At 60.5% G+C, this 12,774-nt stretch carries 12 protein-coding genes and 1 pseudogene; 10 read left to right on the top strand and 3 right to left on the bottom strand.

Features of this window, described 5'->3' with window-relative positions:
• The first annotated feature begins 416 nt into the window (after nucleotides 1-416).
• The 4 genes from FJ548_RS00190 (at nucleotide 417) to FJ548_RS00175 (ending at nucleotide 4,333) form a co-directional block, all read left to right on the top strand.
• Complete coding sequence (locus tag FJ548_RS00190; RefSeq protein WP_140613480.1) at nucleotides 417-785, top strand: response regulator; 369 nt, start codon at nucleotides 417-419, stop codon at nucleotides 783-785.
• Nucleotides 786-810: 25 nt separating this feature from the next.
• Nucleotides 811-1,470, top strand: coding sequence for a response regulator (locus tag FJ548_RS00185; RefSeq protein WP_246671657.1), 660 nt, complete (start codon nucleotides 811-813; stop codon nucleotides 1,468-1,470).
• Nucleotides 1,471-1,665: 195 nt separating this feature from the next.
• Nucleotides 1,666-2,121, top strand: a complete 456-nt coding sequence (locus FJ548_RS00180; protein WP_140613481.1) for a (2Fe-2S)-binding protein — start codon at nucleotides 1,666-1,668, stop codon at nucleotides 2,119-2,121.
• A gap of 13 nt (nucleotides 2,122-2,134) precedes the next feature.
• The gene (locus FJ548_RS00175) at nucleotides 2,135-4,333 is read left to right on the top strand and encodes a xanthine dehydrogenase family protein molybdopterin-binding subunit (protein ID WP_140613482.1); all 2,199 of its coding nucleotides are present in this window, start codon (nucleotides 2,135-2,137) and stop codon (nucleotides 4,331-4,333) included.
• A gap of 4 nt (nucleotides 4,334-4,337) precedes the next feature.
• On the opposite strand, the gene FJ548_RS00170 is transcribed toward FJ548_RS00175, so the two are convergent.
• Complete coding sequence (locus FJ548_RS00170) at nucleotides 4,338-4,520, bottom strand: hypothetical protein (RefSeq protein ID WP_140776144.1); 183 nt, start codon at nucleotides 4,518-4,520, stop codon at nucleotides 4,338-4,340.
• Between the two features lie 161 nt (nucleotides 4,521-4,681).
• On the opposite strand from FJ548_RS00170, the gene FJ548_RS00165 reads away from it, so the two are divergent.
• From FJ548_RS00165 to FJ548_RS00160, 3 genes and pseudogenes are all read left to right on the top strand, one after another.
• Entirely contained in the window at nucleotides 4,682-6,046 is a 1,365-nt protein-coding gene (locus FJ548_RS00165; protein ID WP_140695702.1) for an epoxide hydrolase family protein, read from the top strand.
• A gap of 39 nt (nucleotides 6,047-6,085) precedes the next feature.
• Nucleotides 6,086-6,235 (top strand): annotated as a pseudogene (locus tag FJ548_RS29715) (hypothetical protein); the annotation flags it as partial.
• Between the two features lie 128 nt (nucleotides 6,236-6,363).
• Entirely contained in the window at nucleotides 6,364-7,407 is a 1,044-nt protein-coding gene (locus tag FJ548_RS00160) for an alpha/beta hydrolase (RefSeq protein ID WP_140613072.1), read from the top strand.
• A gap of 172 nt (nucleotides 7,408-7,579) precedes the next feature.
• Here the strand turns inward: FJ548_RS00160 and FJ548_RS00155 are convergent, their stop codons facing one another.
• On the bottom strand, nucleotides 7,580-8,371 hold the full coding sequence (locus FJ548_RS00155; RefSeq protein ID WP_140695708.1) for a GntR family transcriptional regulator: 792 nt from the start codon (nucleotides 8,369-8,371) through the stop codon (nucleotides 7,580-7,582).
• Nucleotides 8,368-9,408 (bottom strand): Gfo/Idh/MocA family oxidoreductase, encoded by a 1,041-nt coding sequence (locus FJ548_RS00150; RefSeq protein ID WP_140776142.1) that lies wholly within the window; start codon nucleotides 9,406-9,408, stop codon nucleotides 8,368-8,370. Before FJ548_RS00150 ends, FJ548_RS00155 begins: the two co-directional genes overlap by 4 nt.
• A 188-nt stretch (nucleotides 9,409-9,596) precedes the next feature.
• Between FJ548_RS00150 and FJ548_RS00145 the strand changes: the two genes are divergently transcribed.
• The 3 genes from FJ548_RS00145 (at nucleotide 9,597) to FJ548_RS00135 (ending at nucleotide 12,744) form a co-directional block, all read left to right on the top strand.
• Nucleotides 9,597-10,865: an ABC transporter substrate-binding protein gene (locus tag FJ548_RS00145; RefSeq protein WP_140613070.1), complete on the top strand. Its 1,269-nt coding sequence runs from the start codon at nucleotides 9,597-9,599 to the stop codon at nucleotides 10,863-10,865.
• A gap of 98 nt (nucleotides 10,866-10,963) precedes the next feature.
• The gene (locus FJ548_RS00140) at nucleotides 10,964-11,851 is read left to right on the top strand and encodes a sugar ABC transporter permease (protein WP_140776140.1); all 888 of its coding nucleotides are present in this window, start codon (nucleotides 10,964-10,966) and stop codon (nucleotides 11,849-11,851) included.
• Between the two features lie 80 nt (nucleotides 11,852-11,931).
• Nucleotides 11,932-12,744 carry a carbohydrate ABC transporter permease gene (locus tag FJ548_RS00135; RefSeq protein WP_140776445.1) on the top strand — a complete coding sequence of 271 codons (813 nt, stop codon included), beginning with the start codon at nucleotides 11,932-11,934 and terminating at the stop codon, nucleotides 12,742-12,744.
• Nucleotides 12,745-12,774: the final 30 nt, after the last annotated feature.

The following is a 12,774-nucleotide window of genomic DNA, read 5'->3' as shown; positions in this document are numbered from 1 at the left end:
GCAGCGCACTGTCACAGGCGCACATGCAGCTGATGAGGACGGCAATGGCGATCGAATTCGGTGGCCGCGAGCCCGACAGCGCCATGACTTGCTCGCGCTGTTTTTTGCCAGTCCGTCTTACGCTCTTGCAGCCCGGTCCGGCACCGTGTGTCTGATGCTTGGAGAAGCCATTGAACGGTCGCAGGGTCTTGGCCGTCAGTTTGATTTCAAACCGCAGCCTAAACCATTCCGACGCCGTCGCACTGAAGGGCAGGGCACTTTGAAGCAGTCAGCAGGGCCATCGACTTCGCACGACCGAAGAATAGCCCGAGCGGTCAGTTTCGCTGTTTGCGAGGCCTTCCAGAACAAAATCACGACCGATGACGCTGACGCCACGGGCGCCCTCGTCAGCAGGACCAAAAAAATGGTGGAGATTCATGAACGCTAGGCGTCCGGTTGTGTGCGTTGTCGATGACGACGAGTCTATACGCGAGTCTTTGCCGGATCTTGTCAAGGAGCTTGGTTATGGCGCTAAAGTTTTCTCTTCGGCGGAAGAGTTTTTGGCCTCGGATGGTATTGGAACCGCCGGCTGCCTTCTCCTTGACGTCGGTATGCCTGGCATGACAGGCCCAGAATTGCTGCGGGAACTGGTGCGCCTCGGCCGATCCATTCCCATTGTTTTCATCACTGCCCAGAGAGATGATGCAGTGCGCCAACGTCTTATAAGACTGGGCGCGGTGGAATGCCTGTTCAAGCCTTTCAGCGATATAGAGCTTAAGCACGCGCTGAACTTGGCATTACGCTAGGGTCAATCACTGGAGGATGGCTGCGATGCATTCGGAGACCGCACGAAACGAAGGGGGAACGGCATCCATGCCAGGAGAGACGCCTATTGTGTTTATCGTCGACGACGACATTTCTGTTCGCGAATCCCTGGAACTGGTAGTCCGCTCGGCAGGCTGGCAGCCGGAAATTTTCGGGTCCGCACGGCAATTCCTCGCTCACCCACGGGTGACAGTCCCGAATTGCCTGGTCCTGGACGTAAACCTTCCCGATCTCAATGGTTTCGATTTGCAGAAAATGGTTTCCGTTGAGCGCGCGGACATGCCGATTATCTTTCTCACCGGCTATGGTGACGTGCCGATGACTGTGCGGGCGATGAAAGCCGGAGCGGTGGAGTTTCTGACAAAGCCCTTCTCTGACGATGTTCTGTTGGCTGCAATCGAGCAGGCAATCGACCGCAGTCGAATTGCACTTGCCGCCAGTGCCGAGATGCAGTCGCTGCGCGACCATTACGCCTCTCTCAGCCGCCGTGAGCAGGAGGTTATGGCGCTTGTGGTCACTGGCCTTTTGAACAAGCAGGTCGCCTTCGAACTCGGGATCAGCGAGATCACCGTAAAGGCGCACCGGGGCCGGGTCATGCGCAAGATGGACGCCAACTCCCTTGCCGACCTTGTCAATATCGCCGCCAAGCTCGACATCGGGCACTAGAAGGTCTCTTCCGCGCCCAAGCGGGTGGCTCACACGATGGCCTAGGAGCCTCCTGCGGTCGGACATGCTGACAAACACCGCCCAATACCAAGGTATCGCCGACACCATCGTACAATCGATCCATGCGTGCTGCTCCTGCATCCTCGCATCAACGCGCGAGCCGCTCTCGCCACTATAGGGTCCAGGGAGGAAGCCATGCCCTTCGCCATCAAAGTCAACGGTGAGACGCACAACGTCGATGTCGATGACGACACGCCGCTTCTTTGGGTGTTGCGTGACGTGCTCGGAATGACAGGCACGAAATTCGGATGCGGCAAGGCGCTGTGTGGTGCGTGCACCGTGCATGTCGACGGCGAGCCACTCCGCTCATGCATCACCACAATCGACAGCATCGGCGAATCGTCGATCACGACAATCGAAGCGGTCGGTAAGACGGCGACAGGCGCCAAGATACAGCAGGCCTGGCTCGACCTCGAAGTGCCACAGTGCGGTTACTGCCAGTCGGGACAGATCATGTCCGCGGCGGCGTTGCTTGCCAGCAACCCCCATCCGACAGACAGCGACATCGATGACGCGATGTCAGGAAACATCTGCCGCTGTGGGACTTATGTTCGCATCCGCGATGCGATCAAACAGGCCGCCGCAGGTTGAGGGGAGGGTAGTCATGATCAGTCACGGTGAAGCTCAAGTTACCCCTCGGCATCAACCAAGGGTAAACGGCATCTCGCGGCGGGGCTTTTTGCAAGTAGCCGCGGCTGCGGGAGGCGGCCTGGTTCTCGGTCTTGGCCTGCCAATGGCAAACGGCGAGGCCGAGGCAGCCGACGCCGGCACGTTCATCCCCAATGCCTTCATCCGCGTCGGCAGCGATGGGCAGATCGTGCTGACGATGCCCTATGTCGAAATGGGGCAGGGAACCTACACGTCGATTCCGATGCTCATCGCCGAAGAGCTGGAGGTCGAATTGGGGCAGGTGAGGCTGGAACATGCGCCGCCCAATGAGAAGCTCTACGCCAACCCGCTCATCGGGGTTCAGGCGACCGGCAATTCGAATGCGATCCGAGGAGCCTGGAAGCCGCTTCGCCAGGCCGGCGCGGCCGCGCGTCAAATGCTAATCTCGGCGGCGGCAACGCGCTGGAATGTCGATCCCGCGACTTGCCATGCCGAGCGTGGTGAAGTGATCCATGCCGCGACAGGGCGACGTCTCGGCTTCGGCGAACTCGGCACCGACGCGGCGCGAATGCCAATTCCAGAAAACGTTGCATTGAAGCTGCCGCACGAGTTCAAGCTCATCGGCACACCGGCCAAACGTCTTGACCTGCCGGCCAAAGTGAATGGAACCGCGGTCTTCGGCATCGACGCCCGCCCGCCGGGCGTGAAGATCGTAACGCTATCGCAATCGCCTGTATTCGGCGGCCGTGTGAGGAGCGTGAACGATACCGCGGCAAAGGCGGTCAGCGGCGTGCGACAGATCGTTCGGCTCGCGGATGCCGTTGCCGTTGTGGCGGATCACATGGGTGCCGCGAAAAAGGGCCTCGATGCGCTGGTGATCGAATGGGATGATGGACCCAACGCCGCCCTGACCACGGAAGCAGTCGCCGCTGCGCTGGAGCAGGCGATACTGGGTCCGGGCACCGTTGCGCAGACGGTCGGTGACGTCGATGCGGCGATGGCGGGCGCTCTCGTCAAAGTTGAAGCAGGCTACCAGGTACCGTTCCTCGCGCATGCGACAATGGAGCCGATGAATTGCACTGTCCATCTGCACAAGGATGGCTGCGAAATCTGGGTGGGCAGCCAGGTTCTAGGACGCGTTCAGGCTGTCGCCGCGAAGGTGGCGGGTCTGCCGCTTGATCGGGTCGTCGTACACAATCACCTGATCGGCGGCGGTTTCGGTCGTAGGCTCGAAGTCGATGGTGTCGCTCGTGCCGTCGAGATCGCTAAACAGGTCGATGGACCGATCAAGGTCATATGGACGCGTGAGGAAGACATTCAGCACGACATGTACCGTCCAATGTTCGTCGACCGGCTGTCTGCCGGTCTCGACAAGGCAGGAATGCCGGTCGCCTGGAGCAACCGTTTTGCTGGTTCCTCGGTGATCGCGAGATGGGCGCCTCCCGTGTTCAAGAACGGGCTCGATTCCGACACCACCGAGGGCGCGATAGATCTTGTCTATGATCTACCCAATTTGCACGTCGAATATGTTCGGGTGGAGCCGCCAGGCATTCAGACCGCGTTTTGGCGCAGTGTCGGACCGTCCCACAATGTGTTCGTGACCGAGAGCTTCATGGACGAGCTTGCCGCAGCCGCGAAGCAGGACCCGGTGGCTTACCGGCTATCCCTTCTCGACAAAACGCCTCGCGCGAAGGCCGTGCTGCAATTGGCTGCTGAAAAAGCCGGCTGGGGCGAGAAGCTACCCGAACGTGTCGGTCGCGGCGCATCGGTCCAGCATGCATTCGCCAGCTATCTCGCACAGATTGCCGAGGTCGAAGTCTCGAAAGACGGCAAGGTTCGCGTCAGGCGCGTGGTCTGCGCAGTCGATTGCGGGATGGTCGTTAATCCCAACACGGTCGAGGCACAGATTCAGAGCGCAGTCATGTTTGGCATCACGGCGGCATTTCATGGCGAGATAACCCTGAAGAATGGCCGGGTCGAACAGTCTAACTTCGATACATATGAAATTCTTCGCATAGACGAAGCTCCGACCGTCGAAGTTCACATCATCCCCAGCACCGAAGCGCCAGGCGGGATGGGCGAGACCGGAACCTCGGCGATCGTCCCAGCCGTGGCCAACGCAATCTTTGCCGCCACGGGAAAACGCCTCCGAAAGATGCCGATCGACAGCAGCGCTCTCAAGCTCCCGGCCTGACCACCTACAGGCAGAAAGTCTCTGCACGCCATCTGGTCCGATCGCCGGCAACGACGACCAGAAGAACTTCGAGCGATCCCATTCTTCCGCCCGGCTTGGAGGCTTGCATCTGCGCCTCCGGGCTATGGCCGGCAGTGTCGATCTCGGGATTGACCTCCGATGTGCCATGGCAGGCGGATCGGGTCATTTGCTGCCACGCAAATCGAAAAGACAAGGGCTAGTGATCAGGCTCCATTGCATCGGTTTCATCGACTCATTCGAAAGTATCATCGACACCATCGTGTAATAGATTTCCCGTCGCTGACAGTTATATCCGTACCGAACAGATCGAATGTCTAGGAGAACGTTATGTCAGTAACTTCGTTACCGGCGACTCGCCGCGAAGTTGTCGCCGCCGCGGCTGCCGCCGCTGCTTTGGGACTATTCCCCAAAGCGCTTCACGCCGCACAAATTCAAAAGGAGAAGGGTATGGCCCAGGCAAGTGCAACAAAGGTCGCCGGGCAATCAGCCGGCAAGGATGCAATTCGTCCGTTTCATATACATTTTTCGGACGCGGAATTGACCGATTTGCGCCGGCGGATCAAGGCAAACAAGTGGCCAGACCAGGAGACTGTCTCAGACACATCGCAAGGCGTGCAACTCGCCACGATGCAGCAACTCGCGCGCTATTGGGCTACAGAGCACGATTGGCGAAAGATCGAGGCGCGGCTGAACGACCTGCCGCAGTTCGTGACCGAGATCGATGGACTCGACATTCACTTCATTCATGTGCGGTCGAAGCATGAAGGTGCCCTGCCGCTGATCGTCACGCATGGTTGGCCAGGGTCCATCATCGAGCAACTGAAGATCATCGATCCGCTCACCAATCCGACAGCCCATGGCGGGACCGCCTCTGATGCCTTCGATCTGGTAATCCCGTCGCTTCCGGGGCATGGCTTTTCAGGCAAGCCGACGGCGCCTGGTTGGCACCCAGTGCGCATCGCCATGGCTTGGGCCACGCTCATGCAACGCCTTGGCTATACGAAGTACGTGGCGCAGGGCGGCGATTGGGGGAACGCCGTCACGGAGCTGATGGCCCTGCAGCAGCCGCCGGGATTGCTCGGTATCCACACCAACATGGCGGCCACTGTTCCGGCAAACATCTCGAAAGCGCTCGCGTTCCACGAGCCGCCGCCTGCCGATCTGACGGCCGAGGAGCGCAAGGCCTGGGACCAGTTGAGCCTCTTCTACGGCAAAGGACTGGGCTACGCGATCGAGATGGGCAACCGCCCGCAGACGCTCTACAGCATCGCCGACTCGCCGATCGGCCTCGCGGCTTGGATGATCGATCACGACGACGCCAGTGAGAAACTGATCGCCCGCGTGTTTGCCGGTCAGTCCGAAGGGCTGACGCGCGACGACATCCTCGACAACGTCACGCTCTATTGGCTTACAAACACTGCCATCTCCTCGGCGCGTCTCTACTGGGACACCACACAGGTCTCGAACGGAGGCGGCTTCTTCGATGTAAGGGGCGTCCAGATCCCGGTCGCTGTAAGTGCTTTCGCCGACGAAATCTATCAAGTCCCGCAGAGCTGGGCGAAGCAGGCCTATCCCAAGCTTATCCACTACAACAAGATTGCCAAGGGCACGCACTTTGCCGCCTGGGAACAGCCGAAAGTCTTCTGTGACGAGTTGAGGACAGCCTTCCGGCCGCTACGCCAGGAAATCTGAAGTGAATGGGGTGCTTGCACCCCAGTCACCTCTCAGGGGGCGGACAGGGACGGTGGGCAAGGGCAGGGCCTGGTCACCGAACAGCGTCTGTATCAATTGATCCGTCAACCGACGCCGATCGCCGATCGAGAGTTCGAAATCCAGTTTTCCGGCCCCAGCGTGGAGGTCTTTGCCTTCACATTCGGCTAGAGCCTGTTCCATTCCGATAGAACCGGAATGAGGCCTATCTGTCTGTTTGATCATGATCCTCCGCCAAACCGGTACACTTCGGAGTCATGTCCTGGCCGTTCCGCAATCATCAGTGACGGGAGTGTCCAATGCAGCCGTTCGCAATAAACAAACATCGCCGCTACTTCTTTGGCTTGGCAGCGCTTTCGGTCGCCATGCTTCAATTCGGCAAGGTGACATCTGCCGCGACAACAGCTGCAACAGCGGCGCCTGCGGTCGGGGCTGGAGCCAGAGCATCGTTCGGAACGCTGAAGCAGATCAACGCCGGGCCGCTGAATGTCGGATACGCCGAAGCAGGCCCTCGCGACGGGCCTGCGGTCCTCCTCTTGCACGGCTGGCCCTACGACATTCATACTTATGTCGACGTGGCGCCGCTGCTGGCTGCGAAAGGGTACCGGGTGATCGTGCCCTATCTGCGCGGTCACGGATCGACACGCTTCCGGTCGAATGAGACAGCGCGCAATGGGCAGCAGTCGGTAATCGCCGCTGATGTGATCGCGTTAATGGACGCGCTTGGCATCGAAAAGGCCACGATCGGTGGCTGCGACTGGGGTGCGAGAACCGCGAACATCGTTGCCGCGCTCTGGCCGGAGCGCTGCCAATCGATGGTTTCAGTGAGTGGCTACCTGATCGGCAATCAGCAACTCGGCATGGTGCCTTTGCCGCCCAAGGCAGAGCTGCAATGGTGGTACCAGTACTACTTTGCCACCGATCGTGGCCGCGCCGGCTATGAGAAATACAGGCGCGATTTCGCGAGACTGATCTGGCAGACGGCTTCTCCGCGGTGGAACTTTGACGATGCCACCTTCGAGCGCAGTGCCACCGCCTTCGACAATCCGGATCATGTCCCAATAGTGATTCACAACTATCGCTGGCGGTTAGGCCTGGCTGACGGCGAACCGCAATACGATGAGTTGGAGCGGCGGTTGGCGAGGGCGCCGGTTATCACCGTTCCCACGATCACACTCGAGGGCGACGCAAATGGCGCTCCCCATCCGGACGCCAGCGCTTACGCCAAAATGTTCACCGGGAAGTATTCGCACCGCCCGATCAAGGGTGGCATCGGACACAATCTGCCACAGGAAGCACCGCAGGCTTTCGCCGAGGCTGTCATTGACGTCGGTCGCTTGTGACTTTGGGAAAACAGACCGCCTCGATGGATGGACGCCGCAGAGAGCAGCAGATTGCTGTTCGGCACGGGGACGTTGGCGGGATACTCGGACATATTGGGAAGGCGCCCGCGAAGTCGGCACCGTTCGGTTGTGTCGGAGTTGGAATCAGGATCCTCGACAAAGCTTGCTGAATTCAAGCCGTGAACCGTGGCAGCGGGACACGGGGGACGGCGGCCTTGCCCGCGCGGGAGAATGACGTCCGAAGGCGGTAACGGTCGCCAGCGTAGCGGATTGTCGAGGACAGGAGCGGCCGACCGGCCGAATCGACGATGAGTTGGCGCATCACCAGGGTGGATTTGCCGACGTCAAGGTCGAGATGGCGCGCGAGTGCAGGATCGGCGCCGCGCGCTTCGATCGTGGTTTCGGCGCGCGCCAGGTCGACGCCGGCATCGATCAGCAGGCCGAACAGCGACGCATTCCGAAAGTCGATACGGCCAAGATCGGGAAAGAGGGCGACGGCGAAGAACGAGGTATCGACGGCGACTGGAACCTGGTCCAGGCGTCGGATTCTTTCCAGATGGAACAAGGTCGCGCCGGGCGCGATCGAGAGCTCCTCGGCCTCGTCCAGCGAGGCTGGCGCTTCCTCGGCGCGCAACACATCGGAGGAGGGCGTCAGGCCAAGACGTCTTGCGGTCTCGCTGAAGGATTCAAGCGTGTTGGGAAATTCCTTCGGCACCTTGGCCGATACATACCAGCCACGCCCATGCGAAGGAGTAAGCACACCCTCCTCGACGAGGCTCTGCAGCGCTCGGCGCAGGGTGACCCGGCTGATCGACATGCGGGTGAACAGATCGCGCTCGGGCGGCAGGCGCGCGCCTGAAGCAAGCTTGCCGGTAGCAATCTCATGCAGGATCGCGTCGGCCGCCAGCCGCCACAGCGGCTCTGGCCCATCCGACTGCAGCGGAGCGCCCTCCATCTCAGTCATCCATCCGCCTTTACCCTTTCCCACACGCCCGTTCGCATCGACCGATAGCAGGCGTCAATTATCTGGTTGACGACGGCACCGTCCTCGAAGGTCTCTGACGGCGCCGTGCCTGCCGCGAAATGGTCGCAGAAGTGCCGCATCTGCTGCGAAAAGCCGTACGCCCTTGTTTCCTCCGGAACGGGATACACCCAACCGGTCTCGGCGTCCGCTTTCTCCACGAGGTAACCCACCGGTTTCTCGATGAAGCCCCAAACAGGACCGACGGACGTGTCCGTGACGATACGGCCGGCTGAGCCAACCAACTCGTGGCGCAGCTGCATGCCGCCTTTCTCGATCCAAGACGATTCGATGGTGGCGAGCTGGCCGCCTGCGAATTTCAACAGCGCGATCGCCGTATCTTCTCCCGTGGTCTTGTCACCATGGACCATGGTGGCGCCCCAAGCCATCACCTCAGTCACGAGATTATCCTTGCCGAAGAAATGGCGGGCGCTTTCGACGGTGTGACAGCCCATGTCGAGCAGTGCACCGCCGCCAGCGAGCTCAGCGTTCCAGAAGTGCGGGGCATGCGGCCCCGAATGCGCCTCGCGGGCCCTCATGGTCAGCAGGTCGCCGATGCCGCCTGCCTTCACCATTTGATATGCCTTTTCGATGTTGGGCGAGAAAACGGCGCTCTCGGCATAGCCGTGCCAGACGCCGGCACGCCGGACGATCTCAAGAATTTCCTGGGCTTCCCTTCCCGTGCGCGCCAGCGGCTTGGTGCAGATGACGGCTTTGGCGTGGCGCGCGGCGATCCTGACGGCTTCGAGATGGATCTCGTTGGGCAGCGCGATGACCACAAGGTCGACCGCAGGATCGGCGCAAAGCGCCTCCATGTCTTTGTGGGCGGTGACCTTGGGACCCCATTTCGTGGCGAAGGCGGCGGCACGCTCGAAGCCGCGCGAAGAGCACGCCACGAGTTCGGCGTTGCGCACGTCGAGCAGGGAGTCCGCATAAGTCTCGGCAATGAAGCCTGAGCCTAGAATTCCAACTCCAATCATCAATTCCTCCCCAGAAGTTCCAATCCAGTAGCGCGGCGATCCGGCTGTGTTCGACCCGAATGAGGTCGGCGCTGCAAAAAGACAACACAATACCACTTGTCACAAGATGTATCAGTAGGTATGGTCCGAGGCAACAGTGCAAAATCGTGAATCCACACGAAGCACCGTGTTGAGGGAGGAGCCCCAAAATGCGTTCGATACGGACAGCAATCCCGCTGGCGATGACGTTTGGCGTAATGTTTTCCGGCGGCGTCGGCATGGCCTATGCCGACCCTGTCACCATCACCTTGAACAGCTGGCGCACCGAGGACATCGCGGTTTGGCAGGACACCATCCTGCCTGCCTTCGAGGCCAAGCATCCCGATATCAAGGTCGAGTTCGCGCCCATCAACACCAACGAATACAATGCCGCCATCCAGTCGCAGATCGAAGGCGGCGCCGGCGGCGACCTGATCACCTGCCGCCCCTTCGACGTGAATCGCGAATGGATCAAGCGCGGCTATTTCGAGCCGCTGGAAGGGCTTCCGGGTCTGGCGAATTTCGACAAGACCTCCAGGGCGGCCTGGACCGGCGCCGACGACAAAACCTATTGCTTGCCGGTCGCCGCGGTGCTCGCCGGTTTCTACTACAACGCCGACATCTTCAAGGAACTCGGCCTCAAGGTGCCGACCACCAGTGCCGAGTTCATCGATGTGCTGCAGGCGATCAAGAAGGACGGCCGCTACACGCCGTTGGCCTACGGTTCGGCGGAGTCCTGGCAACTGGCCTACAATGGGCTCTACAGCATCGGCCCGGCCTACTGGAAAGGCGAGGAGGGACGGCTTGGCCTGATCGATGGCAAGAAGAAGCTGACGGATCCTGAGTTCGTCGATGCCATCGCCGCTTTCGAGGCCTGGAAGCCGTTCCTGCCCGCCGGCCAGGAGAGCCTGAACTATGCCGACATGACGCAGTTGTTCACGCTCGGCAAGGCGGCGATCCTTCCCGACGGCTCATGGGACATCAACCAGGCAACCTCGACCGGCCTCAACATTGGCGTGTTCGGGCCGCCGGTGCCCAAGACTGGCGACCAGCGCTATCTGCAGGAAATGCCCGACATGGGCATCGGCATCAACGCCAAGAGCACGCACAAGGATGCAGCAAAAACCTTCCTCGACTGGGTCGCCGGACCGGAGTTCCAGGAACTGTATGTCAACGCGGCCCCGGGCTTCTTTGCCATGAGCAGCAAACCGGTCACCTACAAGAACAAGCTGGCGCAGGATTTCGCCGATCTCAAGAAGGGTGCTCAACTGACCCCGCGCTTGGCTCTGGACCGCCTGAGTGCCGGTACGCCGCCGCTCGACGATGAGACCTGGCGTCTCCTGCAGGTGATGTTCACCAAGTCCGACGTCACGCCGCAGCAGGTTGCGACCGAACTCCAGGCGGGTCTTGCCTCTTGGTACGGGCCGCAGAAGAAGTAATCCGGCAATGCTTCGCGCATGCCTTGCCAGGTGGCGGGGCATGCGCAAGCTCCGGCAGGCCGAAGCCATCCACGCCGGCGTGAACATGAGGTTCCCAGTTGATATCTCCTGCTGCCGCCCACCGAAACCTGCTGCTGTTCGTGCTGCCGGCTCTGGCCGTCTATCTGGTCTTTGCAGTGCTGCCGCTGGCGACGTCGATCGTCATGAGCTTCTTCCAGACCAGCGGCGTCTCGGGTGACGTTTTTGTCGGCCTCGCCAATTACGAACGCCTGTTCACACACCCGACCATCAGTGCCCGTTTCTGGAATGCGTTGCTCAACAATATGCAGTATTTCGCCATCCATTTGATTGTCGAAGTGCCGATGGGGCTGCTGCTGGCTGCGTTGCTCACATCGGGCAAGCTGGCGCGCTCGGAAGGCATCTACCGCACGCTGCTGTTCATCCCGGCGACACTGTCGGTGGTCATCGTCGGCTTCGTCTGGCGTCTGATCATCAACCCGCTATGGGGTCTGGTCGGCTTTCCATTGCTGGGAACGGAATCGACCGCGCTCACCACCATCTCGTTGATGTCGGTCTGGCAGTATTTCGGCATTCCCATGGTCTTCCTTTACAGCGCCCTGCTGGCGGTGCCCAACGAACTCGTTGAGGCCGCCAACATCGATGGCGCCGGCGGCTGGACGACCTTCTGGAAGATCAAGTTTCCGCTGATCGCACCGCAATTCGGCTTGATCGCCATCCTCACATACATCTGGACATTCAACGGTTTCGACCTGGTGTTCGCGCTCAACGGTTCGGCGCCCGGCCCGAACTACAGCACCGATATTCTCGGTACCTATTTCTACCGGACCTTCTTCGGTTCGAGCGGACAGCTTGCCGATCTTGATCTTGGTGCCGCGGTCGCGACGGTCATTTTCCTCACTGTGTTGTTGGTGACCGCGGCCTATTTCCGGCTGATCCAGCGTCGCCTGAAATCCTATTCGGTCTAGGAGCTGGGATGAGCACCCCTGGCCGTACATCCGATCTCACAATACCGGCCGCCCGCCGCCAGCACCGCGAGCCGTGGACGATGGAGCACGTGATCGTGCATGCGCTGCTGATCGTCTTCGTGCTGCTTGCTATCGGGCCGGTACTGATCGTCATCGTCAACTCGCTGAAGACGACGCCGGCGATCTTCGGCGGGCCGTTCGACCTGCCCACGGCCAAGACCTTCAGCCTCGAAGGCTATAAGCGGGTCCTTACGCGGGGCAATTTCATCGTCAACTACCGCAATAGCCTGATCGTCACGGTGACGACGATCGTGCTGACGGTGGTGCTGTCGACGCTCGCTGCCTTTGCCCTGGTCGAGTACCGCAATCGGCTGGCATCGCTGCTCGGCGGCCTGTTCGTGCTCGGCATCATGCTGCCGATCCGGCTCGGCACCATCCCGCTGATCCAGATGATGCTCGCCTGGAAGCTGATAGACACGCTCGCCGCGCTCATCCTCGTCTACACCGCCATGAGCATCCCCATCGCGGTGACGCTGATGGTCACCTATTTCCGCACCGTGCCCACCGATCTCAAGGAAGCGGCTCGCATGGATGGCGCGAGTGAGCTGCGCACCTTCTGGATCGTGGTGCCCCTTGTCAGGCCGGGCCTCGCGGCTGTTGCCGCGCTGACCATGCTGCCGGTCTGGAACGACCTCTGGTTCCCATTGATCCTGGCGCCAAGCCGGCAGAACCAGACGGTGACGCTCGGCGTGCAGCAGTTCGTTGGCCAGTTCATGAACGACTATCCAGCACTGCTCGCCGCACTCACGCTGGGTGCGGTGCCGCTGGTTCTGCTGTTCACTCTGTTCTCGCGGCAATTCATCAGCGGCCTCAGCAAGGGCTACAGCAAATAATTTCCCACGCACCAGCAATTTCGAACTGAT

Origin of the sequence: Mesorhizobium sp. B2-4-17 (genome assembly GCF_006441275.1) — a bacterium.
GTDB lineage: Bacteria > Pseudomonadota > Alphaproteobacteria > Rhizobiales > Rhizobiaceae > Mesorhizobium.
Note: the sequence above shows the minus strand (reverse complement) of the source record. Positions and strands in the feature narration are given on the sequence as shown.